The organism is Streptomyces sp. NPDC002386, from assembly GCF_053593175.1.
The window spans coordinates 371,407-396,833 of the sequence record NZ_JBSFBX010000003.1 but is presented as its reverse complement, the minus strand read 5'-3'; the positions used below and the strand labels follow the sequence as shown (position 1 = coordinate 396,833).

23 protein-coding genes are annotated in these 25,427 nt (G+C 71.8%); 5 read left to right on the top strand and 18 right to left on the bottom strand.

Annotated features, from left to right (window positions below):
* Positions 1-813, bottom strand: a complete 813-nt coding sequence (locus tag ACWCPN_RS08965; RefSeq protein ID WP_451203823.1) for a trans-aconitate 2-methyltransferase — start codon at positions 811-813, stop codon at positions 1-3.
* 89 nt (positions 814-902) lie between these two features.
* Between ACWCPN_RS08965 and tamR the strand changes: the two genes are divergently transcribed.
* Positions 903-1,400, top strand: a complete 498-nt coding sequence (gene tamR / locus ACWCPN_RS08960) for a MarR family transcriptional regulator TamR (protein WP_069780386.1) — start codon at positions 903-905, stop codon at positions 1,398-1,400.
* Here tamR and ACWCPN_RS08955 read toward each other — a convergent pair.
* Positions 1,359-2,126 carry a LuxR C-terminal-related transcriptional regulator gene (locus tag ACWCPN_RS08955; RefSeq protein ID WP_451203647.1) on the bottom strand — a complete coding sequence of 256 codons (768 nt, stop codon included), beginning with the start codon at positions 2,124-2,126 and terminating at the stop codon, positions 1,359-1,361. The genes tamR and ACWCPN_RS08955 overlap by 42 nt on opposite strands.
* Before the next feature lie 263 nt (positions 2,127-2,389).
* On the opposite strand from ACWCPN_RS08955, the gene ACWCPN_RS08950 reads away from it, so the two are divergent.
* A complete protein-coding gene (locus ACWCPN_RS08950) occupies positions 2,390-2,845 on the top strand; it encodes a GNAT family N-acetyltransferase (protein ID WP_451203645.1) in 456 nt (151 codons plus the stop codon).
* A gap of 180 nt (positions 2,846-3,025) precedes the next feature.
* Here the strand turns inward: ACWCPN_RS08950 and ACWCPN_RS08945 are convergent, their stop codons facing one another.
* The 6 genes from ACWCPN_RS08945 to galT all read right to left on the bottom strand — a co-directional run bounded on the left by ACWCPN_RS08945 (position 3,026) and on the right by galT (position 8,463).
* Complete coding sequence (locus ACWCPN_RS08945) at positions 3,026-3,688, bottom strand: hypothetical protein (protein WP_451203643.1); 663 nt, start codon at positions 3,686-3,688, stop codon at positions 3,026-3,028.
* Positions 3,688-4,236 carry a hypothetical protein gene (locus ACWCPN_RS08940; RefSeq protein ID WP_451203641.1) on the bottom strand — a complete coding sequence of 183 codons (549 nt, stop codon included), beginning with the start codon at positions 4,234-4,236 and terminating at the stop codon, positions 3,688-3,690. The genes ACWCPN_RS08945 and ACWCPN_RS08940 overlap by 1 nt, the downstream gene beginning before the upstream one ends.
* Before the next feature lie 303 nt (positions 4,237-4,539).
* On the bottom strand, positions 4,540-5,220 hold the full coding sequence (locus tag ACWCPN_RS08935; protein WP_451203639.1) for an adenosylcobinamide amidohydrolase: 681 nt from the start codon (positions 5,218-5,220) through the stop codon (positions 4,540-4,542).
* A gap of 68 nt (positions 5,221-5,288) precedes the next feature.
* Positions 5,289-6,443: a galactokinase gene (galK, locus tag ACWCPN_RS08930; RefSeq protein WP_451203637.1), complete on the bottom strand. Its 1,155-nt coding sequence runs from the start codon at positions 6,441-6,443 to the stop codon at positions 5,289-5,291.
* Complete coding sequence (gene galE / locus ACWCPN_RS08925) at positions 6,443-7,405, bottom strand: UDP-glucose 4-epimerase GalE (protein ID WP_199210851.1); 963 nt, start codon at positions 7,403-7,405, stop codon at positions 6,443-6,445. Before galE ends, galK begins: the two co-directional genes overlap by 1 nt.
* Positions 7,402-8,463, bottom strand: coding sequence for a galactose-1-phosphate uridylyltransferase (gene galT, locus ACWCPN_RS08920; protein ID WP_451203635.1), 1,062 nt, complete (start codon positions 8,461-8,463; stop codon positions 7,402-7,404). Before galT ends, galE begins: the two co-directional genes overlap by 4 nt.
* A 179-nt stretch (positions 8,464-8,642) precedes the next feature.
* On the opposite strand from galT, the gene ACWCPN_RS08915 reads away from it, so the two are divergent.
* Positions 8,643-10,334 carry a sodium:solute symporter family protein gene (locus tag ACWCPN_RS08915; protein WP_451203633.1) on the top strand — a complete coding sequence of 564 codons (1,692 nt, stop codon included), beginning with the start codon at positions 8,643-8,645 and terminating at the stop codon, positions 10,332-10,334.
* Between the two features lie 21 nt (positions 10,335-10,355).
* Positions 10,356-10,709, top strand: coding sequence for a hypothetical protein (locus ACWCPN_RS08910; RefSeq protein ID WP_451203631.1), 354 nt, complete (start codon positions 10,356-10,358; stop codon positions 10,707-10,709).
* Between the two features lie 104 nt (positions 10,710-10,813).
* Here the strand turns inward: ACWCPN_RS08910 and ACWCPN_RS08905 are convergent, their stop codons facing one another.
* The 10 genes from ACWCPN_RS08905 to rsmI all read right to left on the bottom strand — a co-directional run bounded on the left by ACWCPN_RS08905 (position 10,814) and on the right by rsmI (position 23,566).
* A complete protein-coding gene (locus tag ACWCPN_RS08905) occupies positions 10,814-11,500 on the bottom strand; it encodes a helix-turn-helix transcriptional regulator (protein ID WP_365126067.1) in 687 nt (228 codons plus the stop codon).
* 229 nt (positions 11,501-11,729) lie between these two features.
* Positions 11,730-13,664 carry an outer membrane protein assembly factor BamB family protein gene (locus tag ACWCPN_RS08900; RefSeq protein WP_451203629.1) on the bottom strand — a complete coding sequence of 645 codons (1,935 nt, stop codon included), beginning with the start codon at positions 13,662-13,664 and terminating at the stop codon, positions 11,730-11,732.
* A gap of 67 nt (positions 13,665-13,731) precedes the next feature.
* Positions 13,732-15,510, bottom strand: a complete 1,779-nt coding sequence (locus ACWCPN_RS08895; protein ID WP_451203627.1) for an outer membrane protein assembly factor BamB family protein — start codon at positions 15,508-15,510, stop codon at positions 13,732-13,734.
* Positions 15,511-15,779: 269 nt separating this feature from the next.
* Positions 15,780-17,588 carry an ABC-F family ATP-binding cassette domain-containing protein gene (locus ACWCPN_RS08890; RefSeq protein WP_451203625.1) on the bottom strand — a complete coding sequence of 603 codons (1,809 nt, stop codon included), beginning with the start codon at positions 17,586-17,588 and terminating at the stop codon, positions 15,780-15,782.
* 94 nt (positions 17,589-17,682) lie between these two features.
* Positions 17,683-18,576: a 4-(cytidine 5'-diphospho)-2-C-methyl-D-erythritol kinase gene (locus tag ACWCPN_RS08885; protein ID WP_451203623.1), complete on the bottom strand. Its 894-nt coding sequence runs from the start codon at positions 18,574-18,576 to the stop codon at positions 17,683-17,685.
* Positions 18,573-19,478 carry a 16S rRNA (adenine(1518)-N(6)/adenine(1519)-N(6))-dimethyltransferase RsmA gene (gene rsmA, locus ACWCPN_RS08880; protein WP_451203621.1) on the bottom strand — a complete coding sequence of 302 codons (906 nt, stop codon included), beginning with the start codon at positions 19,476-19,478 and terminating at the stop codon, positions 18,573-18,575. The genes ACWCPN_RS08885 and rsmA overlap by 4 nt, the downstream gene beginning before the upstream one ends.
* A 49-nt stretch (positions 19,479-19,527) precedes the next feature.
* Entirely contained in the window at positions 19,528-20,898 is a 1,371-nt protein-coding gene (locus ACWCPN_RS08875; protein ID WP_451203619.1) for a ubiquitin-like domain-containing protein, read from the bottom strand.
* Positions 20,899-21,028: 130 nt separating this feature from the next.
* A complete protein-coding gene (locus tag ACWCPN_RS08870) occupies positions 21,029-21,907 on the bottom strand; it encodes a TatD family hydrolase (protein WP_392295469.1) in 879 nt (292 codons plus the stop codon).
* Between the two features lie 48 nt (positions 21,908-21,955).
* A complete protein-coding gene (locus tag ACWCPN_RS08865; RefSeq protein ID WP_451203617.1) occupies positions 21,956-22,354 on the bottom strand; it encodes a hypothetical protein in 399 nt (132 codons plus the stop codon).
* Between the two features lie 360 nt (positions 22,355-22,714).
* A complete protein-coding gene (gene rsmI, locus ACWCPN_RS08860; RefSeq protein WP_451203615.1) occupies positions 22,715-23,566 on the bottom strand; it encodes a 16S rRNA (cytidine(1402)-2'-O)-methyltransferase in 852 nt (283 codons plus the stop codon).
* A 106-nt stretch (positions 23,567-23,672) separates the two neighbouring features.
* On the opposite strand from rsmI, the gene ACWCPN_RS08855 reads away from it, so the two are divergent.
* Complete coding sequence (locus ACWCPN_RS08855; RefSeq protein WP_451203613.1) at positions 23,673-25,421, top strand: dolichyl-phosphate-mannose--protein mannosyltransferase; 1,749 nt, start codon at positions 23,673-23,675, stop codon at positions 25,419-25,421.
* Positions 25,422-25,427 lie beyond the last annotated feature (6 nt).

The window sequence follows — 25,427 nt, the reverse complement described above, 5'->3', positions numbered from 1 at the left end:
TCACTCCCCCTTCACGGCGACGGCGAACAGCCGGCGGAAAGGCAGGACCGTGCCGTACGGGGTGCTCGGGTAGGCCGCGCGGAGCAGGTCGCGGTACTCGGCGACGAAGGCGTCGCGGGCCTCGGGGTCGCCGGCGAGCACGGTCAGGGCGGGGCGCAGGCCGGTGCCCTTGACCCAGTCGAGGACGGGGTCCTCGCCGGTCAGGACGTGCTGGTACGTCGTCTGCCACACGTCGGTCGCGCAGCCGAGGCGGGCCAGGCGGTCCAGGTAGGCGCCGGGGGTGTGCACGGAGTCCTCGGAGCGCAGGACGTCGCCGAGGAGGGGCTTCCAGCGGGGGCCGGCGGCGAGTTCGCGCATCAGGGCGTGCAGCGGGGCGTCGATGTTGTCGGGGACCTGGAAGGCGAAGGTGCCGCCCGGCCTCAGACCCGCGATCCAGTCGGCGAAGCGGTCGGCGTGGCCCGGCACCCAGTGCAGGGTGGCGTTGGAGACGATCAGGTCGTGGGGCTCGCCGGGCGTCCAGGTGCGGACGTCGGCGTGGGCGAAGTCGAGCCGGCCGCCGCCGGCCGTGGGGCCCTCGTGGTCGACGTGCGCCTTGTCGAGCATCGCGGGCGAGTTGTCGTAGCCCGTGATGTGCGCGGTGGGCCAGCGTCCGGCGAGCAGGGTGGTGGCGTTGCCGGGGCCGCAGCCGAGGTCGGCGACGCGGGGCCGGGGGGAGGGGAGGTCCGGGACGCGGGCGAGGAGGTCGACGAAGGGGCGGGCGCGGTGGCCGGCGTGGCGGAGGTACTGGGCGGGGTCCCAGCCGGGGGTCGTCATGCCGTTCACTCTCCCGAGAATATTGTCTCGATGTCAAGAGACTCGACATCAAGAGACTTCATGTCGACACAACCACTACACTGATCTCCATGGAGGACGAGGTCGATCGGCTGGTCGCAGCGTGGCGCCGGGAGCGCCCGGACCTCGACGTGGAGCCGCTCGAGGTACTCAGCCGGGTGAGCCGGCTGGCCCGGCACCTGGACCGTGCGCGCCGGCTCGCTTTTGCCGAACATCAGCTCGAACCCTGGGAGTTCGACGTGCTGACCGCGCTGCGGCGCGCGGGAACCCCCTACCAGCTCTCGCCCGGACAGCTGCTGACCCAGACCCTGGTCACATCGGGCACGATGACCAACCGGATCGACCGGCTCGCCAAGAAGGGCCTGGTGGAACGGCTGCCCGACCCCAGCGACCGGCGGGGCGTGCTGGTCCGGCTGACCGACACCGGCCGGGACCGCGCGGACCAGGCACTGGCGGGCCTGCTGGAGCAGGAGCGGGCGATCCTCGCCGAACTCTCCCGCGCCCAGCGCGCCGAACTCGCCGGACTGCTACGCCAGTTGACCGCCCCGTTCGACAACATCCCCGGCTAGGTCGGCCGGGCCCACGCCCGCCCTGCGGGCGAGGGCCACGGCGGCGAGCGTCGAGTGGACGCCCAGCTTGCCGAGAACGTTCTGCATGTGGGTGCGCACGGTGTGCGGGGAGAGGAACAGCCGCTCGGCCACGGCCTTGCGGCCCAGCCCCGCGACCATGCACCGCAGCACTTCCCGCTCCCTGGGGGTCAGCGACTCCACCAGCCGCTCGCTCTCGGTGCGGTGCTTGCGGGCGGCCGTCAGCTCCTTCAGGACGCCGGTGAGCAGGGCGGGCGGCAGATGCGTCTCCTCGCGCAGCACGCCCCGGATCACCGTCAGCAGCCGGGACAGCGAGCAGTCCTTGGCGACCCAGCCGGAGGCGCCGGCCTGCAGGGCGAGGGCGGCCCGGCGGGGATCGTCCTTCTCGGCGAGGACCACCGTCCGCACCCCCGGCTGCGCCGAGCGGACGCCCGCGACCAGCGAGATCCCGTCGACCAGCCCCTCCTCGTCGCCGTCGTGCACGGGCACGGCCGGGCGGACGCCGGGCAGGCTGCCGCCGAGGTCGGCGTCCACGAGGAGGACGTCGTAACGGCGGCCCTCGGCGGCCGCGCGCTCCAGGCAGCGCAGCGCGGCCGGGCCGCTGCCCGCGGCGAAGACGTCGACGTCGGGCTCGGCGGCCAGCGCGGCCGCGAGCGACTCGGCGAAGATACGGTGGTCGTCGACGACCAGCACTCGGATGCGAACCACGAAACCCCCTTCCCCAGGCTCCGCGTGGAGCAGGGGACGACCAAGGTCCGGAGAACGACGACGCGCGCGGACCCGGCACCTGTGATGAAAAACGCCGACCGCACGGCCATCGCCGTTGCGGACACTGCTACCCCCACCGCGGGCGCCGTACCCGTCTGTCTCGCCCCCTGATCAGCACCGGCCCCCACCGGCGTTGCTCCACAGAGTACGGATGCGGGCACGCGGCGGAAGTCGAATCGCAGAACTGGCCGTCCGGCGCGTTTATGGTGTGCCGCATGTTTCGTATTGAGGCGGAAGTCGACAGAGCCCGACGTGATCTGCTCCGCTCCCGGCTGCGGGACACCAACACGGCGGCATCCCCCGTCCTCGCGGCCCTGCGTGGAACCCCCGGCGAGCGGGACGTCCCGCTGCACGTGTGGGCGCTGGACGAGTCCGGGGAACTGGCCGCCGGCCTGGTCGGCCACACCTGGGCGACCTGGCTGCACGTCACCTACCTGTGGGTCGACGCCCGCCACCGCGGCGCGGGCCTCGGCTCCCGGCTGCTGTCCCACGCCGAACACCTCGCCCGCACCGACCGCGCCTGCACCACCGCCCGCCTGGAGACCTGGGACTTCCAGGCCCCGGACTTCTACAAGAAACAGGGCTACGACGTGGTGTGCGTGATCCCCGACTACCCGCCGGGCCTCACGGAGTACACCCTGACTAAGCGGCTCGGCTGACGCACGGCGACGGGAGCCGGAAGGCCGAAAAGCGGCCAGGACCGCGGCTGCGCCCGACGCGGACCAACTCGTACCCCACCGCGTACGCAATCCGCTCGGCCCCCTCCTGCGCGGACGCCCCACCACTGAACTCGACCCGCCCCCGCCCGTCGAAACCAGACCGGACATCGTCGTCCCTCATCAGCGCTTCTCGTACCGGGGCAGCTCCTTGGGGAAGCTGCGGGGGGGCTTGCACTCGGCGGTCTTGTAGGCGTGCTCGGTGAGCCGGTAGGCGAAGTCGGTCAAAGCCTGCCGCAAGGACATGCCCGTGGCCTTGGCACGGCCGCGGATCCGGGTCTCGCCGACGACCGCGAAGGGCTGCTGGGCATCGTCTTCGCGGAGGCCGGGCAGAGCGCAGGGTACGTACACCGAAGACGTGTCCGCACCGGCATCGATCTGGACCAGAGCTTCCACGCCGTCCGCCGAGACGCGGATGATCCGATGCTGCGCTCCAGAACCTCGATAGTAGTCGAGCCATTGTTCGCGGGAGACGGACTGGACCCGCACTTCCCCGGAGAGGGACACGTCATCACTGGTGGTGACGTCACACCAAACGATGAGGCTTTCCCCTGCTCCCTGGCTGTCGGAGTCACTGTCGGCCGACTGCGCCGGAGGCAGAACCTGTTTGACCACGTCCCGCCGCAAAGTACCGTCGCACATTGCGTCCGGCAGTAGATACAGGCCTTTGTTCAGAAATAGCCATCCAGCGCCACAGAAAACCGCGAGAGTCACAAAGAACAGAAATATGACCCTCACATTCTTCCATGCATAGGATTGCTTTCCAGCCTCCTGCGAATCCTCCACTAGGGACGCTCCTTCGTGTGACTCAAATACTCACTGCTGGCGTCCCAGCCCGCGTTCACAGCATTGCGAACGACATCATTGGCATCATCCTCGGGCAGCTTCACATGATGCCGAGCGAGCGCATCCTCAGTCGACCACTGCGTCTGCTGGTTGACTGAGTCGCGCATCGCATACAAATCTTTGGCGCTCATGTACAGCCCTTGATCCTTCGCGCTGTGCATCTCCTGGGCCTCGACAAGCGTTCTGGTCTGCTCGCTCCACCGCTGCGTCACATGCTCCAGCGCGCCACCCAGGGCGAATCCGGCGCCCTTGAGTCCGCCCGATGCCGCCTCGGAGGCGGCGCGGGCATGTCCGCTGTAGGTGGTGAAGTCGTCGAACAGGTCATGCGCCGCCTTGCCGACGGCCTCGAGATCCTTGTGCTCCGCCACAAGATCTCCCGCGGTGCTGCCGCCGCCTCCCCGATCAGCCGGATACTGATTGAGCTGCATCCGTGTGGAATGCCGATCGGCCGCCTGGGCCTTCAGCTGCTCCCACTCCTCCCACGCCATGTGTCTCCCCCGTGTTTCCTGTGCACCGCAAGGTGCCGCGTCGGCCATGCACGTTACCGGGCACCAAGTGCGGCACGCGGCTGCGTACTTCAGCGCTGAGCTCCAGTGGCCGAAAGTCAGCCGTTACGGGCCTGTGCGGCGATCCGTGTCCTCGGCGCTGTATCGGAGCAGGCCGGTGATGTCGATCGTCCAGGCGCTCAGGTCCGCGGAAACGGTGACCTGATGGCCGTACGGAAGGCGCGGCCGGATTCCTGGCGACTCGAATACGAACGGTGGGTTCCCATCCGGCGGCAGTCGCCGGCGTCACCCGGTCGTGACGGCCTCGCCCACCGCCCGGTGCACCGCTCGGGCCAGGCGGGCGCCCCAGAGGGAGCGGGGACCGGCGAAGGGGTGGACGGTCTCGCCGGGGGCCGGGGTGCGGGTGGCCAGGCAGATGGCGTCCGTGGGGGTGCCGGAGCAGTCGTGGCCGGCGTCGAGGAGGGCCTGGACCTTGGCTTCGGTGGCGGTCGCGACCGCGTTGACCAGGGCGGCGTCGGTCAGTGCCACGGGGAGGGCGGCGATGATGTTGATGGTGCCCGGCTGCGCGGGCAGGGCGGTGCCCTCCGCGGGGGAGGCGGCCCAGCCGCGCACGCTGATGCCGGCCGTCACGACCGCCTCCGCCCCGCCGTCCTGCGCGCGGCCGGGGCGGGAGACGTCCGCCGCCGTCATCAGCCCGACGCCCGGTCCGGCCGCACCAACCCCGGCGGCCAGTTCGGCCAGGTGCCGGTCCGGGTCGGTACGCCGGTAGCCGTGCGCCACCTGGGCGTTGAGGACCCAGTCACGCTCCCCGATACCGCCGCCGAGCACGGCGCTGCTGATCATCCGCCACCCCGGACCCGCCCGCCAGAGCAGGGCGTGCAGCCGCTCACCGTCCTCGAAGCGGGTCAGCAGCCGCGCGGTGCGCGGTCCGGCGGTCGTGGTGGAAGGGGGGAGGACGGCGGTCACCGGTTCTTCGCTCCTTGGGGTGAGAACCGGCCGATCGTATCCGGGCCGGTCCCCGCCCCGTCCGGCCGTCAGCCCAGCCTGCGCGCCCCCTGCGAGGGCACCGCCTCGAAGACCCGCGGGGCCGTGAAGCCGGCCGCGGCGAAGGCCTCGCGGACCGCCTTCGTCACCGTGTCCACGTCCGCCGCCTCCGCCAGGACGATCGCCGAGCCGCCGAAGCCGCCGCCGGTCATCCGGGCGCCCAGGGCGCCCGCGGCGAGGGCCGTGTCGACGACCAGGTCCAGCTCCGGGCAGGAGATGCGGAAGTCGTCGCGCAGGGAGGCGTGCCCCTCGGTGAGGACCGGGCCGATGGCGCGGGTCTCGCCGGAGCGCAGCAGGCCGATGGTCCGCTCGACCCGCTCGTCCTCGGTCACCACGTGCCGGACCAGGCGGATCACCTCCGCGTCGTCACCGAGGCGGGCGAGGGCGGCGTCCAGGTCGGCGTAGGGGATGTCGCGCAGGGCGTCCACGCCGAGCAGGGCGGCGCCCCTCTCGCAGCCGGCCCGGCGCTTGCCGTACTCGCCGCCGCTGTGCGCGTGCTTGACCTGGGTGTCGACCACCAGCAGGCGCAGGCCCTCGGCGGCCAGGTCGAAGGGGATCTGCCGCTGGGACAGGTCACGGGTGTCGAGGAACAGGGCGTGGCCCTGCTCGCAGCACGCCGAGGCCGTCTGGTCCATGATCCCGGTGGGCGCGCCGACGTAGACGTTCTCGGCGCGCTGGCACAGCCGGGCCAGCTGCCACCGCTGCAGGCCGAGGTCGTACAGGTCGTTCAGCGCCAGGGCGACGACGACCTCCAGGGCGGCGGAGGAGGACAGTCCGGCGCCGGTGGGGACCGTGGAGGCGAGGTGGACGTCGGCGCCGGTGACCGGGTGGCCGGCCTCGCGCAGCGCCCAGACGACGCCCGCCGGGTACGCCGTCCAGTTCCGGTCGCTCTGCGGGGCGAGGGTGTCCAGCGTCAGCTCGACGGCCTCACCCCCGATGTCCGCCGAGTGCAGGCGCAGCACGCCGTCGGTGCGGCGGGAGACCGCGGCCGTGGCCTGGTGCGGCAGGGCGAACGGCATCACGAAGCCGTCGTTGTAGTCGGTGTGCTCGCCGATGAGGTTGACCCGGCCGGGCGCCGCCCACACCCCTTCCGGGGCGGCGCCGTACAGCTCGGTGAAACGCCCGGTGACCTGCTCTGCCCCCACTACCGCTCCCTCGAGATGTGCTGTGCGAACTCCCAGGCGTCCGCGACGATCCCCGCGAGGTCCGCGCGGGACGGGTTCCAGCCCAGCTTCTCGCGGGCCGTGTCCGCCGAGGCCACCAGGACCGCTGGGTCGCCGCCGCGGCGCGGCGCGACGACCTCGGGGATCGGGTGTCCGGTGACCTTGCGGACGGTCTCCACGACCTCGCGGACGGAGAATCCGCTGCCGTTGCCGAGGTTGCAGATCAGGTGCTCGCCCGCCCGGGCCGCGTCGAGGGCCAGCAGATGGGCCTCGGCGAGGTCCGCGACGTGGATGTAGTCGCGGACGCAGGTGCCGTCCGGGGTCGGGTAGTCGTCGCCGTAGACGGAGATCGCCTCGCGGCGGCCCTGGGCGACCTGGAGGACCAGCGGGATCAGGTGCGACTCGGGGTCGTGGCGTTCGCCCTGGGTGCCGTAGGCGCCGGCCACGTTGAAGTACCGCAGGGACACCGCGGCCAGGCCGTGGGCGTTCGCCTCGCTGGTGATCATGTGGTCGACGGCGAGCTTGGTGGCGCCGTAGGGGTTGGTCGGCCTGGTCGGGGCGGTCTCCACGATCGGGACCTGCTCCGGCTCGCCGTAGGTGGCCGCCGTGGAGGAGAAGACCAGCTTGCCCACGCCCGCGTCGCGCATCGCGCCGAGCAGGGCCAGGCTGCCGGCGACGTTGTTCTCCCAGTACTTCTCCGGCTTCACCACCGACTCGCCGACCTGCGAGGAGGCGGCGAAGTGCAGTACGCCGTCGTAGGAGGGGTCGAGCCACTTCGCGGCGTCCCGGATGTCGCCCTCGACGAACGCGGCCCCGGCGGGCACGCCCGCGCGGAAGCCGGTGGAGAGGTTGTCGAGGACGGTGACCTCGTGGCCGGCTTCCAGCAGGTGCTGGGCCACGACACTGCCGACGTACCCCGCCCCACCCGTCACCAGGTACTTCATGAACTCGCTACCTCTCGCAGTCGCTCGGCCGCGGTTTCCGGCGGCACGTCGTTGATGAACACGTTCATGCCGGACTCGGAACCCGCGAGGAACTTCAGCTTGCCGGAAGTGCGGCGAATGGTGAAAAGCTCGAGGTGCAGCGCGAAGTCGTCCCGCGTCACGCCGTCGAACTCCTCCAGCCCGCCGAACGGGGCCTGGTGCCAGGCCGCGATGTACGGCGTCGGAGGTTCACCCTCGCCGAAGATCCGGTCGAAGCGCTTCAAGAGTTCCAGATAGACCTGGGGGAACTCTGTGCGGGCCGCCTCGTCGAGGGCGAGCAGGTCGGGCACGCGCCGCTTGGGGTACAGGTGGACCTCGTACGGCCAGTGCGCCGCGTAGGGGACGAAGGCCGCCCAGTGTTCACCCTCAAGGACGACCCGCCCGCCGGCGAGTTCCCGGGCCAGGACGTCGTCGAACAGGTTCTGTCCGCCGGTGGCCTCCTTGTGGGCGGCGAGCGAGCGGAGCATCAGCGCGGTGCGCGGCGTGGTGAAGGGGTAGGCGTAGATCTGTCCGTGCGGGTGCTGAAGGGTCACGCCGATCTCGGCACCCCGGTTCTCGAAACAGAACACCTGCTCGACGGAGGGCAGATGCGACAGCTCGGAGGTGCGGTCCGTCCAGGCGTCCAGCACCAGCCGCGCCTGGTCCTCGGCGAGGCCGGCGAAGGAGGCGTCGTGGTCGGAGGTGAAGCAGACCACCTCGCAGCGGCCGGAGTCGCCGGCGAGCGAGGGGAAGCGGTTCTCGAAGACGACCACGTCGTACGAGGAGTCGGGGATCTCGCTGAGCCGCTCGCCCCGGGTCGGGCACAGGGGGCACTGGTCGGCCGGCGGGTGGTAGGTGCGGCCCTGGCGGTGCGAGGCGACGGCGACCGAGTCGCCGAGCAGCGGGTCGCGGCGGATCTCGGAGGTGGTGACCGTGGCGTCCAGCGGGCGGCGGTCGGCGGCGTCCCGCACGGTGTCGTCCCGGAGGTCGTAGTAGATCAGCTCACGACCGTCGGCCAACCGGGTCGAGGTCTTCTTCACGCCGGACTCCTTCTCGTCCCGGACCCAATCACTCAACACAATCAAACATAACAGATCACAACCCGACAACAGCTCGCACGATCACAATCAAACAAAGAACACCATCGGAAGTGTTCAATTGCTGAACACAGAGGCGTAGGTTCCGCTCTGGATCAGTTCGCGCGACGAAGCGAGTTCTCATGCAAACCCCCACATACGCCCCCACCTATCTGGCGGCGGAGCTACGGCTCCCCACCAACTGGCTGGACTACACGATCCTGGCGATCTACTTCATCGTCGTTCTCGGCATCGGCTTCGCGGCCCGCCGGTCCGTCAAGACCAGCCTCGACTTCTTCCTCTCCGGACGTTCGCTGCCCGCCTGGATCACCGGCCTCGCCTTCATCTCGGCGAACCTGGCGGCCACCGAGATCCTGGGCATGGCCGCCAACAGCGCCCAGTACGGCGCGTACACCGTGCACTGGTACTGGATCGGCGCCATCCCCGCCATGGTCTTCCTGGGCCTGGTGATGATGCCCTTCTACTACGGCAGCAAGGTCCGCTCGGTCCCCGAGTTCCTGCTGCTGCGCTTCGACAGGGCCGCCCATCTGCTCAGTTCGATCCTGTTCGCCTTCGCCGCCATCCTGATCGCGGGCGTCAACCTCTACGCCCTCGCGATCGTGGTGGAGGCCCTGCTCGGCTGGCCGCAGTGGGTCGCCATCGTGGTCGCCGGCGCCTTCGTGCTCGCGTACATCACGCTCGGTGGTCTGTCCTCGGCGATCTACAACGAGGTGCTCCAGTTCTTCGTGATCCTGGCCGCCCTCATCCCGATCACCGTCCTCGGCCTGAAGAAGGTCGGCGGCTGGGGCGGACTGACCGACAAGCTCACCGCCGCGCACGGGCAGAACTTCACCACCGCCTGGGGCGGCACCGGCATCGGCAGCTCCAACCCGCTGGGCGCCAACTGGCTGACCATCGTGCTCGGCCTCGGCTTCGTGCTCTCCTTCGGCTACTGGACCACCAACTTCGCCGAGGTCCAGCGCGCCCTGTCCGCGAAGAACCTCTCGGCGGGGCAGCGGACGCCGCTGATCGCCGCCTACCCGAAGATCTTCATCGTCTTCCTGGTGATGATCCCCGGCCTGGTCGCCGCCGCGGTCGTCCCGAACTTCGGCACCTCGGCCTCCGGCTACCAGTACAACGACGCCATCCCCTACCTGATGCAGGAGCTGCTGCCCAACGGCGTGCTCGGCATCGCGGTCACCGGTCTGCTGGCCGCCTTCATGGCGGGCATGGCGGCGAACGTGTCGTCGTTCAACACGGTGTTCACCACCGACATCTGGGAGAAGTACGTGGTGCCGGGCCGCGACGACGCGTACTACGTCCGCTTCGGCCGCCTGATCACCGTCGTCGGTGTGTGCGCCTCCGTCGGCACGGCGTTCCTGGCGTCCTCGTTCTCGAACATCATGTCGTACCTGCAGACGCTGTTCTCCTTCTTCAACGTGCCGATGTTCGTCGTCTTCATCGTCGGCATGTTCTGGAAGCGCGCGTCCGCCAAGTCCGGCTTCTGGGGGCTGCTCGCCGGCACCGTGACCGCGATGGTCAACTACTTCGTCTTCTACAAGAAGGGCATCATCTCCCTTCCCACCGACCAGGGCGCGAACTTCGTCTCCGCGATCGCCGGCTTCGTCGCCGGTGCGATCGTCATGTTCGCCGTGTCCCTGTTCACCAAGCCGAAGCCGGCGCAGGAGCTGCAGGGCCTGGTCTACGGCACCCGCTCCCCCGGCATGGCCGAGCCGTCCGCCCCGGGCGACGACGCCTGGTACCGCAAGCCTGCCCTGCTGGGCTGGGGCGCGGTCGTGATCGCCGCCGCCTGCTACATCCCGTTCTCGTTCTGACGCGGGAGGACCGAGGAAATCATGAGCGAACAGCCTGGACAGCCCGACCACCCCGGCCGGCACCACCACTACACCGAGGACGACCTCTCGCGAGACGTCACCGACCTCGAGACCAAGTCGGCGACCGCCGCCCGCATCTTCGACCTGCGCCGCATCATCGGCGGCCTGTTCGTCGTCTACGGCGTCATCGTCACGATCGTCGGCATCACCGATTCGCAGTCCGCCATCGACAAGGCCCAGGGCGTCAACATCAACCTCTGGACCGGGATCGGCATGCTGCTGCTGGGCGTCTTCTTCCTGGCCTGGCTGAAGCTGCGGCCCACTCCGCCGCCGCTTCCTCCGAAGGGGCTGCCGGAGGAGAAGGAGTCGGCGTAATCGCCGAACCCGTCCGCGGACGCGTGGGGACTGGTCGCGCAGTCCCCCGCGCCACCGGGCGGCCAACCCCGCCCGTCAGCCCACCCCGCCCGGCCGCCGGGCGCCTAGGCGGGGTCGGCGTCCAGGTACGGACCCGCCCGGTCCAGCAGGCCGGTGCGGGCGGCCAGGGCCGCCGCCTCCAGGCGGGAGCCCACACCCAGCTTCATCAGTACGCGCTGCACATGCGTGCGCGCGGTGCTCGGTGCGATGCCCATGCCGGCCGCGATCACCCGGGTGTCCTCCCCGTCGGCGACCCGGACCAGCACCTCCACCTCGCGGGGCGTCAGCATCTCCAGCAGTCGCTGGCCCTCGTCGTCCGGCTGGGCCGCCGGGTTCAGCAGCTCGGCGAAGGCCCCTTGCAGGAGCTGCGGCGCCACCGCCGCCTCACCGGCCCGCGCCTTCATGATCGCCCGCTCGACACCCTCGATGCGCTCGTCGTGCCGTACGTAGCCGGAGGCTCCCGCCGCGAACGCGGCCGCGATGCCCCGCGGTGACGGCACCGGGCCCAGCACCACGACCGCCACCTGCGGCCGCTCCCGCTTGATCTTCGCCACCGGGTCGAAGGCCCCCGGCTCGGCCGGCGCCGCCGTGCCCAGCAGGCACACCTCGGGCGCCCGTGAGATCACCAGGTCCGCAGCGCCCGCGGCCGGCGCCGCCGAGGCGAGCACCCGGTGTCCGCGCAGCTTCAGTGCCGACGCCAGCGCCTCCGCGAGCAGGCGATGGTCGTCGACGACCATGAGCCGCACTCCCATTGAGCAACCCCCCAGCCCTCCCCATGGATGCCCCACTATGGACGCCCACCGGTCCTCCACGACAGAGGGCCCCCCGGCACCCCGCCCTTCATGCCCCCGGAAGCTACACGCTTGTTCGACGTCGCGCTGCCCCTATGAAGGAGAAGTGCCCCGGATAGTGAAATCCGGGGCACTCCCTGGTAATCCCTCGCATTCGCCCCGGCGCCCGCGTGCGCGCCGGGGCGGACGGTCAGCCGCCCGCGCCGAACGCGAGCAGCAGGTACTCCTTGCCGTACGTGGTCTTGTGCGCGTACACGGCCGACATGTAGAGCCGGCCCTGCCCGTACAGGATCTCCGCGTACTCCGGCAGCATCGTCGTCTCGGCCCGGCGCACGTCCTCGGTGGCCGGGTTCTCCAGCAGCGTGGTCGCCTTGAAGGACGGTCCGCCGAGGGTGACGATCTGGCCGCCCTTGTTGTACGGCGGGTGCTTGTAGGCGATCAGGTTGCCGCCGTCCATGCGCAGCGGGGAGAGCGTGTAGCCGTCGCCCGCCTCGGCGCGCTGGCCGGTCTGCTTGCCGGTGGCGAGGTCGAAGACGACGATCTCGTTGGTCTTGCTGTAGTCGCCGTCGCCGTCGTGCTCCTCGGTCGGCACGTACAGCCTGCCGTTGCCGGCGACGACCTCCCGGCAGTCCTCGACGCGGGTGATGCTGTCGCAGCGGCCGGAGTAGGTGTCGGAGGGCGCGGAGATCCGGGTGAGCAGCTTGCCGGTCTTGTTGTCGATGGAGAAGTAGTCCGAGATGCCACTGCCGTCGTCGGCGCTGTCACCGACGTCGGCGGCCACCACCAGCGGATCGGTGGAGACGATGCCGGCGTACTCGATGCCCGCGGTCATCTTGTAGTCGGAGATGACCTTCCCGGACGTCGGGTCGATGGTCTGGATGTGGAGCTGGCGCTCGCCGTAGCTGCCGCACTTGCGCACCGCGACCAGCTTGGGGCCGCCGCCGTAGCCGGCGTCCTCGCAGGTGTCCTCCGGCTTGGGCTGCCAGAGCACCTTGCCGGTGCCGATGTCGAACGCGGCGCCGCCGTTGCTGCCGCCGACCGCGACGGTGTGCTGAGAGACCGTCACGTTCTGCAGGTTGGCCGTGTAGTCACCGTTCTTGACCGTCTTGGTCCAGATCCTGGTGCCCTTGTCGAGGTCGATGGCGGCGACCTGGCTGCAGCCCTCGCTGGAGCCCTTCTTGGGCATCTTCGGCTGGAAGACGACCGCGGTCTTGTTGTCCTCGGTGACGTGCTTGCTGGCCGTGCACACCGGGCCGGGCAGCTTGAGGGTCCACATCTTGGTGCCCGCGGCGGGGTTGTAACCGACGATCTCGGCGACACCGCTCTTGGCGTACACCGAGTTGGTCAGCCAGGAGCCCGAGGTGACGACGGTGTCCTTCGTCTGGGGCATGTCGACCTGGAAGAGCAGCTTGGACGCGGGGTCCGCCGGCACCTTCTCCTTGCTGCCGGAGGACGTGCCGCCGGAGGTGTCGTCCTTGCCGTTCGTCCCGCCCTTGCCGCCGCTGGAGCTGGCGGTCTCGTCCTTCTTGCCGTCGCCGCCGGAGGACTTGGCGTACCAGATGCCGCCGCCGACGATCAGCGCGATGGCGACGACCGCGGCGACGATGATGACCATGGCGGTGTTGTTCCGGCCGCCTCCGCCGGGCTGTCCGGGCTGCGCCGGCATCGGCACGGTGGGTCCGCCCGGGTATCCGTAACCCGGCTGCTGCCCGTACGGGCCCATGGGCTGGGTCGGCTGCGCGTACGGGTTCGGCTGCGCGCCGGGGTAGCCGTAGCCGGGCTGCGGCTGGGGCGGCTGCGGGGCCTGGGACGGGGGCGCCTGCGGGAAGCCGTAACCGGGCTGCGGGGCCTGCGGGTAGCCGTAGCCCGGCTGGGGCTGGGGCGGCTGCGGGGCCTGGGGTGCCGGGGGCTGCTGCGGGTAGCCGTAGCCGGGCTGCGGGCCCTTCTGCAGGCCGGGGGGCGTCTGGGGCGCCGGCGCAGTCGCGGGGCCCTGCGGGGTCTCCGGGGTGGCCGGGGTTCCCGGGTCGGCGGGAGTCTCCGGGCCGGCGGGCGGCTGGTCCTGGGGCGGACCGAAACCACCCTGCGGCGGGGGCTGGTTCGGCGGGGGCGGGGGCGGCTGGGTCATGACGGGGGTACCTCGGTGAAGCGGTCGGGGCCTGACGGCGAGGGGACGGTGGGAGAAGGGCCGGGTCTCACTTGCCGAAGGCCATCATCAGCTTCTCCTTGGAGTCGTCGTTGCCGGACAGCCGGGTGGTGGAGATGTAGAAGCGCCCGTCGGTCCAGCTCACGGCACCGTCGTAGAAGCCGTTCTCGATCTGGGCCGTGCCCGCCGGGTTCTGCAGCAGCTTGGTCGTCGGGTGCGAACCGCCGGTGGTGGGCACGGACACGATCTGGCCGCCCGCGTCGTAGGACGGGTCCACGTAGGCGATGAGCTTGCCGTTCTCCGCCGTCAGCGGGGACATCGACTCGTCCGCCGGCGACTTCACACGCCACTTCTCCTTGCCGTCGGCCAGACCGATGGCGACGATCTCGTTGGCACCGCTGGTGGCGCTCGTGGGCAGGTAGAGCGTGTCGGCGTCGACGGCCACGCCCTGGCAGCCCTGCAGGTCGCGTTCGAGGATCGCCCAGCCGCACTGCGGCGCGAACTTCTCGTTCACCTTGACCTCGGAGCGGAACTTGCCGTCCTTGGTGAAGGTGGAGATGTTCCAGGCCTTCTTGCTCTCGTTGGTCAGATAGACCACCAGCGGCTCCAGCGAGTAGGTCCGCGCGACCCGCCAGCCCTTCTTGACCGGCTGCGTCCACCTGACCTTGCCGGTGGCCGGGTCGAGTTCCTGGATCTCCTCGTGCGCGTTGCTGCCGCCCGCGTTGCAGGAGGCCACCTGGACCAGCCGCCCCGTGCCGCCCGCGAACGCGGTCGGGAAGCAGGCGTCGCCGTACTTCTTCTTGTCGTACAGCTTCTTGCCGCTGTCCAGGTCGTACGCCGTGCCCGACTGCGAGCGGCCCACCATCAGCGTCTTGTCGCTGACGCTCAGTTCGACGCTGATCGCGCTGTCGAACAGGGCGCCGTCGGCGACCTCGGTGCTCCAGCCCTTCTTGCCGGTGGCCAGGTCGACCTGCTGGAGCTGGTTGCACTTGGCGCGGTCGCTGACGCCGCTCATGTAGGCCACGACGATCTTGTCGTCGGCCGACTTCCGCGGGGTGACCGAGCAGATCTTCTGCGGGAAGGTGATCGGGGCCCAGGTGGGGTTGCCGTCACCGACGTTGTAGGCGAAGAGCTGCTTGTACGCCGCCTTCACCGCGGTCTTGCCGGTGATCCACATGCCGGGTGCGTCGGCGCCGGAGCCGGGGGCGTCGGGTGCCGTCTTGTACCAGAGCACCTTCGCCTCGCCGGGCTTGCGGCCCTCGTTGAGGTTCTCCGGGTCGGAGCCGCCGTCACCGCTGCCGTCGCCGGGGTTGACCGGCGCGTCGGAGGCGGACTTCTTGCCGTCGTCGCTCTGCTGGGCGACCGGCTTCTTGCCGTTGTCGTCACCGCCGCTGGTGACGGCGTAGACGGTGCCGCCGATCACCAGCAGCGCGGCCGCCGCGGCACCGATGATCAGCGCGGTCTTCTTCCCGCCGGCGGACGGCTGCGGCCCGCCGTAGGGGGCACCGCCGGGGGCGCCGGGGTACTGGGGCGGCTGCTGCGGGTAGCCGTAGCCGGGCTGCGGGGCGTACGGGCCGGCCTGCTGGGGCTGCCCGTAGGGGCCCGGGGCGCCGGGCGCGGGCGCGCCGTAGGGGCCGGGCTGGGCGTAGGGGCCGGGCTGCTGGGGATAGCCGTAGCCGGGCTGGGGCTGAGGAGGCTGGGCCGGTGCCTGCGGCGGCTGGGCCGGCGGAGGCGGCGGCTGCGGGGCCCCGAATCCACCGCCCTGCGGCGGTTGGTCCTGCGGTGCTCCGAAGCCGCCCTGCGGCGGCTGGTTGGGCGGCTGAGTCATCAGCGCTCTTCCCCCTCGTTCACTGATTTTTAGCCACGCCCCGAGGTTCGCTCACGGACCCAGGTCGTACTCATACGGTTCTCAGACGGCTCTTTCTATCACCCGGCACCGACAGCCCAGGGGCCTGGATCCACGCCTGTTCCCAAGGGAGAACCGGGCTGTGATGCCGCCGTTACGCGCCTTCACGCCCTCTTCACGCGGCGCGCGCAACAACGGCGCGCGCGGCACTTTCACGCCGCGCGCGCCGAAGAAGTGCGCCTGCCTGCGGGTTACGCGTCCTCGGCCAGTTCCAGCCAGCGCAGCTCCAGCTCCTCGCGCTCGCCCGCCAGGTCGCGCAGCTCGGCGTCCAGTTCGGCGACCTTGGCGAAGTCGGTGGCGTGCTCGGCGATCCGCGCGTGCAGCTTGGACTCCTTCTCGGAGACCTTGTCCAACTGGCGCTCGATCTTCTGGAGTTCCTTCTTGGCGGCGCGCTGGTCGGCGGCGCTCTTCTCCTGCGTGGCCGGCTTGGGCGCCGCGGCGGAGGCCTGGGCGGCGACCGCCTCCTCCATGCGCAGGCGCCGCTCCAGGTACTCGTCGATGCCGCGCGGCAGCATCCGCAGGGCGCCGTCGCCGAGGAGCGCGAACACCCGGTCCGTGGTGCGCTCGACGAAGAACCGGTCGTGGGAGATGACGATCATCGATCCCGGCCAGCCGTCGAGGACGTCCTCGAGCTGGGTGAGGGTCTCGATGTCGAGGTCGTTGGTGGGCTCGTCGAGGAAGAGGACGTTGGGCTCGTCCATGAGCAGGCGCAGGAGCTGGAGGCGGCGCCGCTCACCGCCCGACAGGTCCCCGACCGGCGTCCACTGCTTCTCCTTGCCGAAGCCGAAGGTCTCGCAGAGCTGACCCGCGGTCATCTCGCGTCCCTTGCCGAGGTCGACGCGCTCGCGGACCCGCTGCACGGCCTCCAGGACCCGCCAGGTGGGGTCGAGTTCGGCGACCTCCTGGGAGAGGTAGGCGAGCTTGACGGTCCGGCCGACGGCGACCCGCCCGCCGGCGGGCTGGGTCTCGCCCTCGGAGCGCGCGGCCTCGGCCATGGCCCGCAGCAGCGAGGTCTTGCCGGCGCCGTTGACGCCCACCAGTCCGATGCGGTCGCCGGGGCCGAGCTGCCAGGTGATGTGCTTGAGCAGGACCTTGGGGCCCGCCTGCACGGTGACGTCCTCGAGGTCGAAGACGGTCTTGCCCAGCCGTGAGGAGGCGAACTTCATCAGCTCGCTGCTGTCGCGGGGCGGCGGCACGTCCGCGATCAGCTCGTTGGCGGCCTCCACGCGGAACCGCGGCTTGGAGGTGCGGGCGGGCGCTCCGCGCCGCAGCCAGGCCAGCTCCTTGCGGATCAGGTTCTGCCGCTTGACCTCCTCGGTGGCGGCGATCCGCTCGCGCTCCGCGCGCGCGAAGACGTAGTCGGAGTAGCCGCCCTCGTACTCGTACACGTCGCCGCGCTGCACGTCCCACATGCGGGTGCAGACCTGGTCGAGGAACCACCGGTCGTGGGTGACGCACACCAGCGCCGAGCGCCGGTCGCGCAGGTGCTGGGCGAGCCAGGCGATGCCCTCGACGTCGAGGTGGTTGGTGGGCTCGTCGAGGACGAGGAGGTCCTGTTCCTCGATGAGCAGCTTGGCCAGGGCGATACGGCGCCGCTCGCCACCGGAGAGCGGTCCGATGACGGTGTCCAGCCCCTTGGGGAAGCCCGGCAGGTCGAGCCCGCCGAACAGTCCGGTCAGCACGTCGCGCACCTTGGCGTTGCCGGCCCACTCGTGGTCGGCCATGTCGCCGATGACCTCGTGGCGGACGGTGGCGGCCGGGTCCAGGGAGTCGTGCTGGGTGAGCACCCCGATCCGCAGCCCGCCGGAGTGCGTCACGCGTCCGGAGTCGGCCTCCTCCACCTTGGCCAGCATCCGGATGAGGGTGGTCTTGCCGTCGCCGTTGCGCCCGACGACCCCGATCCGGTCCCCTTCGGACACACCGAGCGAGACGCCGTCCAGCAGGGCACGGGTGCCGTAGACCTTGCTGACGTTCTCGACATTGACCAGGTTGACGGCCATTTCACTCCTGTGCGCGGGACTGTCTCGACACGCGGCCGCGCCGCCTGTCAGCCTTCTAGCCTAGGGCCTGTCGGGAGGGTGGCGGGGGGCGGTCTCAGAGCACCGTCGCCCCGGGTGCCGGTCCGGCCGCCGTCCGTACCGTGCGGCACGTGCCCGAGGCGCGCAGTGCGCCCGCGACCTTCTCCGCGGAGCCCGCGTCGCGGGTGAGGAACGCCGTCGTCGGGCCGGATCCGGAGACCAGCGTGGCCAGTGCGCCGGCGCCGCGTCCTGCCCGCAGGGTGTCGGCCAGCTCGGGGAAGAGGGACAGGGCGGCCGGCTGGAGGTCGTTGGTGAGGGAGGCGGCCAGGGCCTCGGTGTCGCCCTTGGCCAGCGCCTCCAGCAACTCCGGCCGGGCCACCGGCTCGGGGATCTCGCGTCCTTCCGCGAGCCGGTCGAACTCGCGGAACACCGCCGGCGTCGACAGGCCGCGCCCGGCCATCGCGAACACCCAGTGGAAGGTGCCGCCGGTCTCCAGGACCGTCAGCCGTTCGCCGCGCCCGACACCGAGGGCGGCGCCCCCGACCAGGCTGAACGGCACGTCGCTGCCCAGTTCGGCGCAGACGGCGAGCAGCTCGGCGCGCGAGGCGCCGGTGCCCCACAGCGTGTTGCAGGCGAGCAGCGCGCCCGCGCCGTCCGCGCTGCCGCCCGCCATGCCGCCGGCGACCGGGATGTCCTTGGCGATGTGGATGTGCACGGCCGGCTCGATGCCCCGGCGCCCGGCGAGCGCGATCGCCGCGCGCGCGGCGAGGTTGGTGCGGTCCAGCGGGACCTGGTCCGCGTCCGGCCCCTCGCAGGTCACGCGGAGCTCGTCGGCGGGGGTGACGGTGACCTCGTCGTACAGGCCGACCGCGAGGAAGACGTTGGCGAGGTCGTGGAATCCGTCGGGGCGGGCGGCGCCCACCCCGAGCTGGACGTTGACCTTGGCGGGGACGCGGACGGTGACGCTCACGTGCCGGACTCCTCGTGCGGGGCCGCGGGGGCCGTTCCCCTCGCCGGCGCGGCCTCGGCGATCCGCGCGAACTCCTCCACCGTCAGCGACTCGCCCCGCGCCTGCGGCGAGACCCCGGCCGCGACCAGCGCGGCCTCGGCGGCCGCCGCGGAGCCCGCCCAGCCGGCGAGCGCGGCCCGCAGGGTCTTGCGGCGCTGCGCGAACGCCGCGTCGACGACCGCGAAGACCTCCTTCTTGGAGGCCGTCGTCCTGATCGGCTCGGTCCGCCGGACCAGCGACACCAGTCCGCTGTCGACGTTCGGCGCGGGCCAGAAGACGTTGCGCCCGATGGCACCGGCCCGCTTGACCTCGGCGTACCAGTTGGCCTTCACGGAGGGCACGCCGTACACCTTGGAGCCGGGCGCGGCGGCCAGCCGGTCGGCGACCTCGGCCTGCACCATCACCAGCGTCCGCTCGATGCCGGGGAAGGTGTCGAGCATGTGCAGCAGCACGGGGACGGCGACGTTGTACGGCAGGTTCGCCACCAGGGCCGTCGGGGCGGGGCCGGGCAGCTCGGTGACGTGCATGGCGTCGGAGTGGACGAGGGCGAACCGGTCGGCGCGCTCCGGCATGCGGGCGGCGATGGTCGCGGGGAGGGCGGCGGCGAGCACGTCGTCGATCTCGACGGCGGTGACCCGGTCGGCGGCCTCCAGCAGCGCGAGGGTGAGGGAGCCGAGCCCCGGGCCGACCTCGACGACCACGTCCTCGGGGCGGACCCCGGCGGTGCGGACGATACGGCGGACCGTGTTGGCGTCGATCACGAAGTTCTGGCCGCGCTGCTTGGTGGGACGGACACCGAGCGCGGCCGCGAGCTCGCGGATGTCGGCGGGGCCGAGGAGGGAGTCGGAGGTGGGGCTGGTCACGGGACAAGGGTACGGGGCCGCCGGGACCCCCTCGCCCGGCTCCCCGTCCTCACCGGTGGTGCAGGCGCGGGCCGCAGTGCGGCCAGGGGCTGGCGCCGCGGCGCACGTACAGCTTCTTCGCGCGGTTCGTCTGCTCCGCGGCCGTCGCGTCCTGCGGGCGCCCGCTGCCGCCGAGGCTGCGCCAGGTGCTCGTGTCGAACTGGTAGAGCCCGCCGTACGTGCCCGACGGGTCGACCGCGTTGGGCCGGCCGCCGGACTCGCAGGCGGCGAGGGCGCGCCAGTTCAGGCCGTCGGCCCCCCGGCCGGAGGCCGGACGGGCCTTGGTGCCGATCTTCACGACCTGGGTGCGGGGCCGGCGCACCACCTCCGAGGACTCCCGGCGCGCCTTCTCCCGGACGCCGTTGACGGTGCGCAGGTAGTAGGTGACCTGCCGCAGCCCCGGGCGCCCGGGCCGCTGGACGACCTCGGTGCCGCGGAACAGGGAGGAGTCCTTCACCCGCTTCACATGGAACGGGATCCGCTCCTCGCGCACCTCGCGGAAGCCGTGCACCCGCAGCACGGTCACCGTCTGCCCGTCGCGCGGGAAGCTCTCCGGCGGGACCGAGGTGGTGTCCTGGCCGCGCAGCGCGATGCCGGCCTCCTCGACGGCCTCCCGGACGGTGGCCGCGTTGGTACGGATGGTGCGGGCGCGGCCGTCCGCCATGACCGTGACGGCGCGCTCGGTGCGCACGTCCAGCTCCAGTCCGGCGCGGCCGATGGTCCGGGAGCGCGAGGACGACAGGTACGCGCCCTCGGCCCGCACCCCCAGCTCGCGCAGCGCCCCGTCCACGGTGGGGGACGTCGTCCACACCCGGCGCTCCTGGCCGTCCAGCTTGAGCCGTACCGGGCGTCCGTAGCGCACCGCGACCTCGTCGCCGCTGGCGAGGGCCGTGCCGGGGGCGGGCGCGATCATGTCGTGTCCGCCGACCCGCAGCCCCTCCTCGGCGAGCAGCCCGGAGACGTCGTCGGCGAAGGTGTGCAGGGTGCGCTGGCGGCCGTCGACGCTCAGCTCGACCGCCTTGTCCTCGGCGACGAAGGCGGTGGTGCCGCCGGCGAGGAACGCGACGACCAGCGCCTGCGGCAGCAGCCGGCGCACGGCGGAGTCCGGCCGCTCACCGAAGCGCCGCCGGCGCCGCCGGGCCGCCCGCCGGCCGCCCGGCACGGGCGCCTCGGGCTCCTGGTGCACCGCTCCCGCCTCGTCACTCACCGTCATGGACAGGGTGGGCGTGCGGGACGGTGGCGGCTCGCTGACGAAGTACGCCTCGGCCTCGTAGGCGGGCCGGTAGGTGTCCTTGCTCACGCCGGACGGCAGTGTCTCCGCCGTGTGGACTGAGGCGTCATGGCCGTAGGGGCCGTACGTCTCGTGCTGCGATCTGCTCACGCCGACACGCTCCAGAGGCCAGAGGGGTCCGGTTCGGGCCCACAGAACCTAGCGGAGCGTTCGTCACTCTCCAAAGCGACGCGACTACGTACTGTCGCAGTTCCGAACGTACACGCGGTTGTCCGGGTGATCAGTAACCGAACGCGCGAGCGGTGTTCGCACCCAGGGCCGTGGCCAGCGCGTCCTCGTCGATGCCGCGCACGGCGGCCATCGCGCGCACCGTGACGGGGACGAGGTACGGCGCGTTGGGCCGGCCCCGGTACGGCGCGGGGGTCAGGAAGGGGGCGTCGGTCTCCACGAGGACCAGTTCCAGCGGGGCGACGGCGAGGGCGTCGCGCAGGTTCTGGGCGTTCTTGAAGGTGACGTTGCCGGCGAACGACATGTAGTAGCCCTCGCGGGCGCAGATCTCCGCCATCTCGGCGTCGCCGGAGTAGCAGTGGAAGACGGTGCGCTCGGGGGCGCCCTCCTCCCGCAGCACGCGCAGGACGTCGGCGTGCGCGTCCCGGTCGTGGATGACGAGGGCCTTGCCGTGCCGCTTGGCGATCTCGATGTGGGCGCGGAAGGACCGCTCCTGCGCCTCCTTGCCCTCCGGCCCGGTGCGGAAGTGGTCGAGCCCCGTCTCGCCGACGCCCTTGACCTGGGGCAGCGCGGCGAGCCGGTCGATCTCGGCGAGCGCGTCGTCCAGCGCCGCGTCGCCGCCCGGCTCACGGGCGCCCTGCCGCGACCAGCCGTCGGGGTCGCCGTGGACGATGCGCGGGGCCTCGTTGGGGTGCAGGGCGACCGTGGCGTGGACGCCGGCGTGGGCCGCGGCGGTCTCCGCGGCCCACTGGGAGCCCTTGATGTCGCAGCCGACCTGGACGACCGTCGTCACACCCACCGACGCGGCCTTGGCGAGGCCCTCCTCGACCGTGCCCGACTGCATGTCGAGGTGGGTGTGGGAGTCGGCCACGGGCACCCGCAGCGGCGGCGGGAGCGGCGGTGCCGCGTTCTTGTCGGCGTTCGAAGGCATGCCCCGATCCTACGAAAGGGGCATGCCGGGGCGGCCGGGGCCGTCGGCTCAGCTCGCCCTGCGCTGGAAGGGGTGGAGGAGATCGGACAGGTGCCAGTGGTGCGGCTCGGCGGCCTGCCCCGGCACCTGGGGCGCCTCGACGGGGCCCGCCGGGGGCACCCGGCGGCCCTGGGCCGCACCGCGCACCGAGGAGACCTGCCCGGCGCGCATGATCCGCACGACGTGACCGTCGCAGTTGTGGCAGGCGGGGCGGCTCAGCGGGGACGGCACGACCCGGCCCTCGGCCACGTACATCACGTACTCCTGGCCGTCGCCGTCCAGGTGGTGCTCTATCTCGTACGACTGCTCCCAGCCGAACCCGCACCTCATACAGGCGAAGGCGTACGACTCGTGAACGACGGCGGTGGCGGTGCCGCGAAGGCCGGTCCGTCCTGCGATCTCACTCATGCCGGCTCCAGTTGTCCGCTGGACAGGCACCCCGGCGCGGGTTCCCCCCGCGGGTCCGGGGTGCGGGACGGGTGCGTCCCCGCGACCAGTGGACGCCCTCAGCGGCGCGAACGCATCAGGCCTGTCGAGTGTTGGAGGCGTTTTGGACTCTCCTTGCCGAAACGGGCCCGGACGGGCGTTTCGGCCTTTGCCTTGCGTGCCGCCCCTTTGCCGCGCGTTGGGGCGCGCGCTCAGCGGAGAAGAGGCCTGCTCAGAGGGTGAGTGCGCCCCTGAACGCCCCCTGTACGGACGGCTCCCGGGGCCGCTCCCGCCGGACGGCTCCCGGGGCCGCTCCCGCCGGACGGCCCCGCCCTTCCTCGGCTAGACGGCCCCGTCCTTCTTCGCGGCGACCACGGCGTCGAACACCACCCTCTTGGGCAGCCCGGCCTCCACCGCCACCGCCGCGATCGCCTCCTTGCGCCGCTCCCCGGCCTCCTCACGGATGCGCACCCGGCGGACCAGTTCCCCGGCGTCGAGTTCCTCCGGGCCGGTCTCGGCGGCGCCCTCCACCACGACGGTGATCTCCCCGCGGACCCCCTCGGCGGCCCACTCGGCCAGCTCGGCCAGCGGGCCGCGCCGCACCTCCTCGTAGGTCTTGGTCAGCTCGCGGCAGACGGCGGCCCGCCGCTCCGCGCCGAACACCTCGGCCATCGCGGCGAGCGTGTCGTCGAGCCGGTGCGGGGCCTCGAAGTAGACGAGCGTGCGCCGCTCACCGGCCACCTCGCGCAGCCGGGAGAGCCGCTCGCCCGCCTTGCGCGGCAGGAAGCCCTCGAAGCAGAACCGGTCGACGGGCAGCCCGGACAGGGCGAGGGCGGTGAGCACGGCGGACGGACCCGGTACGGCGGTGACCTTGATGTCCTCCTCCACCGCCGCGGCGACCAGCCGGTATCCCGGGTCGGAGACCGACGGCATGCCCGCGTCCGTCACCAGCAGCACGCGCGCGCCGCCGAGCAGCTCCTGGACCAGCTCGGGCGTGCGGGCGGACTCGTTGCCCTCGAAGTACGACACGACGCGGCCCCTGGGCGTGACGCCCAGCGCCTGGGTGAGCCGGCGCAGCCGCCGGGTGTCCTCGGCGGCGACGAGGTCGGCGCCGGCCAGCTCCTCGGCCAGCCGGGGCGGCGCGTCCGCGATGTCGCCGATGGGGGTACCTGCGAGGACAAGGGTTCCAGTCACGCCCCCCATCCTCGCAGGGACCGCGGGGCGGTCGGGAGGACGACCGTGTCCCGACCGGTACCGCCATGCACGGGACTCACACAGAACGTTTCCCTACGATGGCGCGGTGACCAGTACCGCGTCCTCCATGGACCTCCGGCCGGGCCAGGCACCGCACGACCAGCGGCCGACCTGGCAGCAGCGGCTGCGCCGATTCGGGTACGCACCGGCGGGGGACGCGCCCGCGGGCGACGTGCGTGACCGGCTGGTTCCGCCGTACAACGAGCCGAGCCCCCGCCTGTGGCAGGTGCTGGGCGTGCCGCCGGTCCTGGCCGAGCGGCTCACCCGCTGGTCGGGCTGGGGCGGGCCGCTGCTGGTGACGCTGATGGCGGGCCTGATGCGGTTCTGGCACCTGGGCAGCCCGCGTGCGGTGATATTCGACGAGACGTACTACGCCAAGGACGCCTGGGCGCTCGTCCACCGGGGTTTCGAGGTCAACTGGGACAAGAACGCCAACGACGCGGTGCTCCAGACGCACGGGCATCTCGCGATCCCCACGGACGCGGCGTACGTCGTGCACCCGCCGGTCGGCAAGTACGTCATCGGCCTGGGCGAGCTGGTGTTCGGGTTCGACCCGTTCGGCTGGCGGTTCATGACGGCCCTGCTGGGGACGCTCTCCGTGCTGCTGCTGTGCCGGATCGGGCGCCGGATGTTCCGCTCGACGTTCCTCGGCTGCCTGGCGGGCGCGCTGATGGCGGTGGACGGCCTGCACTTCGTGATGAGCCGCACGTCGCTGCTGGACGGCGTGCTGATGTTCTTCGTGGTGGCCGCGTTCGGCTGCCTGGTCGTCGACCGGGACAGGTCGCGCGCGAGGCTGGCGGCCGCGCTCCCGGTCGACGCGGACGGCCGGGCCCGCCCGGACGCGGACGTGGCCGACACGCTCCGCCTCGGCCTGCGGCCCTGGCGCTGGGGCGCGGGGCTGATGCTGGGTCTGGCCATCGGCACCAAGTGGAACGGCCTGTACATCCTGGCCGCGTTCTGTGTGCTGGCGGTGCTGTGGGACGTCGGCGCGCGCAAGGTGGCCGGCGCCCGCCACCCGTACCTGGCGGCGCTGAAGCACGACACGGGCATCACGTTCCTCGCGACCGTCCCGGTGGCGATCGGCGTGTACCTGCTCTCCTGGCTCGGCTGGATCCTGTCCCCGACCGACGGCACCGGCGGCTACTTCCGCAACTGGGCGGCGACCGACGGCAGGGGCGGCCACTGGACCTTCCTGCCGGACTGGCTGCGCAGCCTGTGGCACTACGAGCACGAGGTCTACAAGTTCCACGTCGGCCTGTCGACGCCGCACACCTACCAGTCCAACCCGTGGAGCTGGCTGGTCCTGGGCCGCCCGGTCTCGTACTTCTACGAGTCCCCGGCCCCCGGCGCCGACGGCTGCCCGGCCGGCGCGGGCGGGAAGTGCGCCCGCGAGGTCCTGGCCATCGGCACCCCCGTCCTGTGGTGGGCGGGCATCGCCGCCCTCCTGTACGTCCTCTGGCGCTGGGCGTTCCGCCGCGACTGGCGGGCGGGCGCGATCGCCTGCGGCATCGCGGCCGGCTATCTGCCCTGGTTCATGTACCAGGAGCGGACGATCTTCCTCTTCTACGCGGTCGTCTTCCTCCCCTTCCTCTGCCTGGCCCTGGCCATGCTCATCGGCGCCGTCATCGGCCCCCCGGGCTCGACGGACACCCGCCGCCTGATCGGCGCCTCGTCGGCGGGCGTACTGGTGCTGCTGATCGCCTGGAACTTCGTCTACTTCTGGCCGCTGTACACAGGGACGGCGATCCCGATCGACGACTGGCGGTCGCGGATGTGGCTGGATACGTGGGTGTAGCCGGTC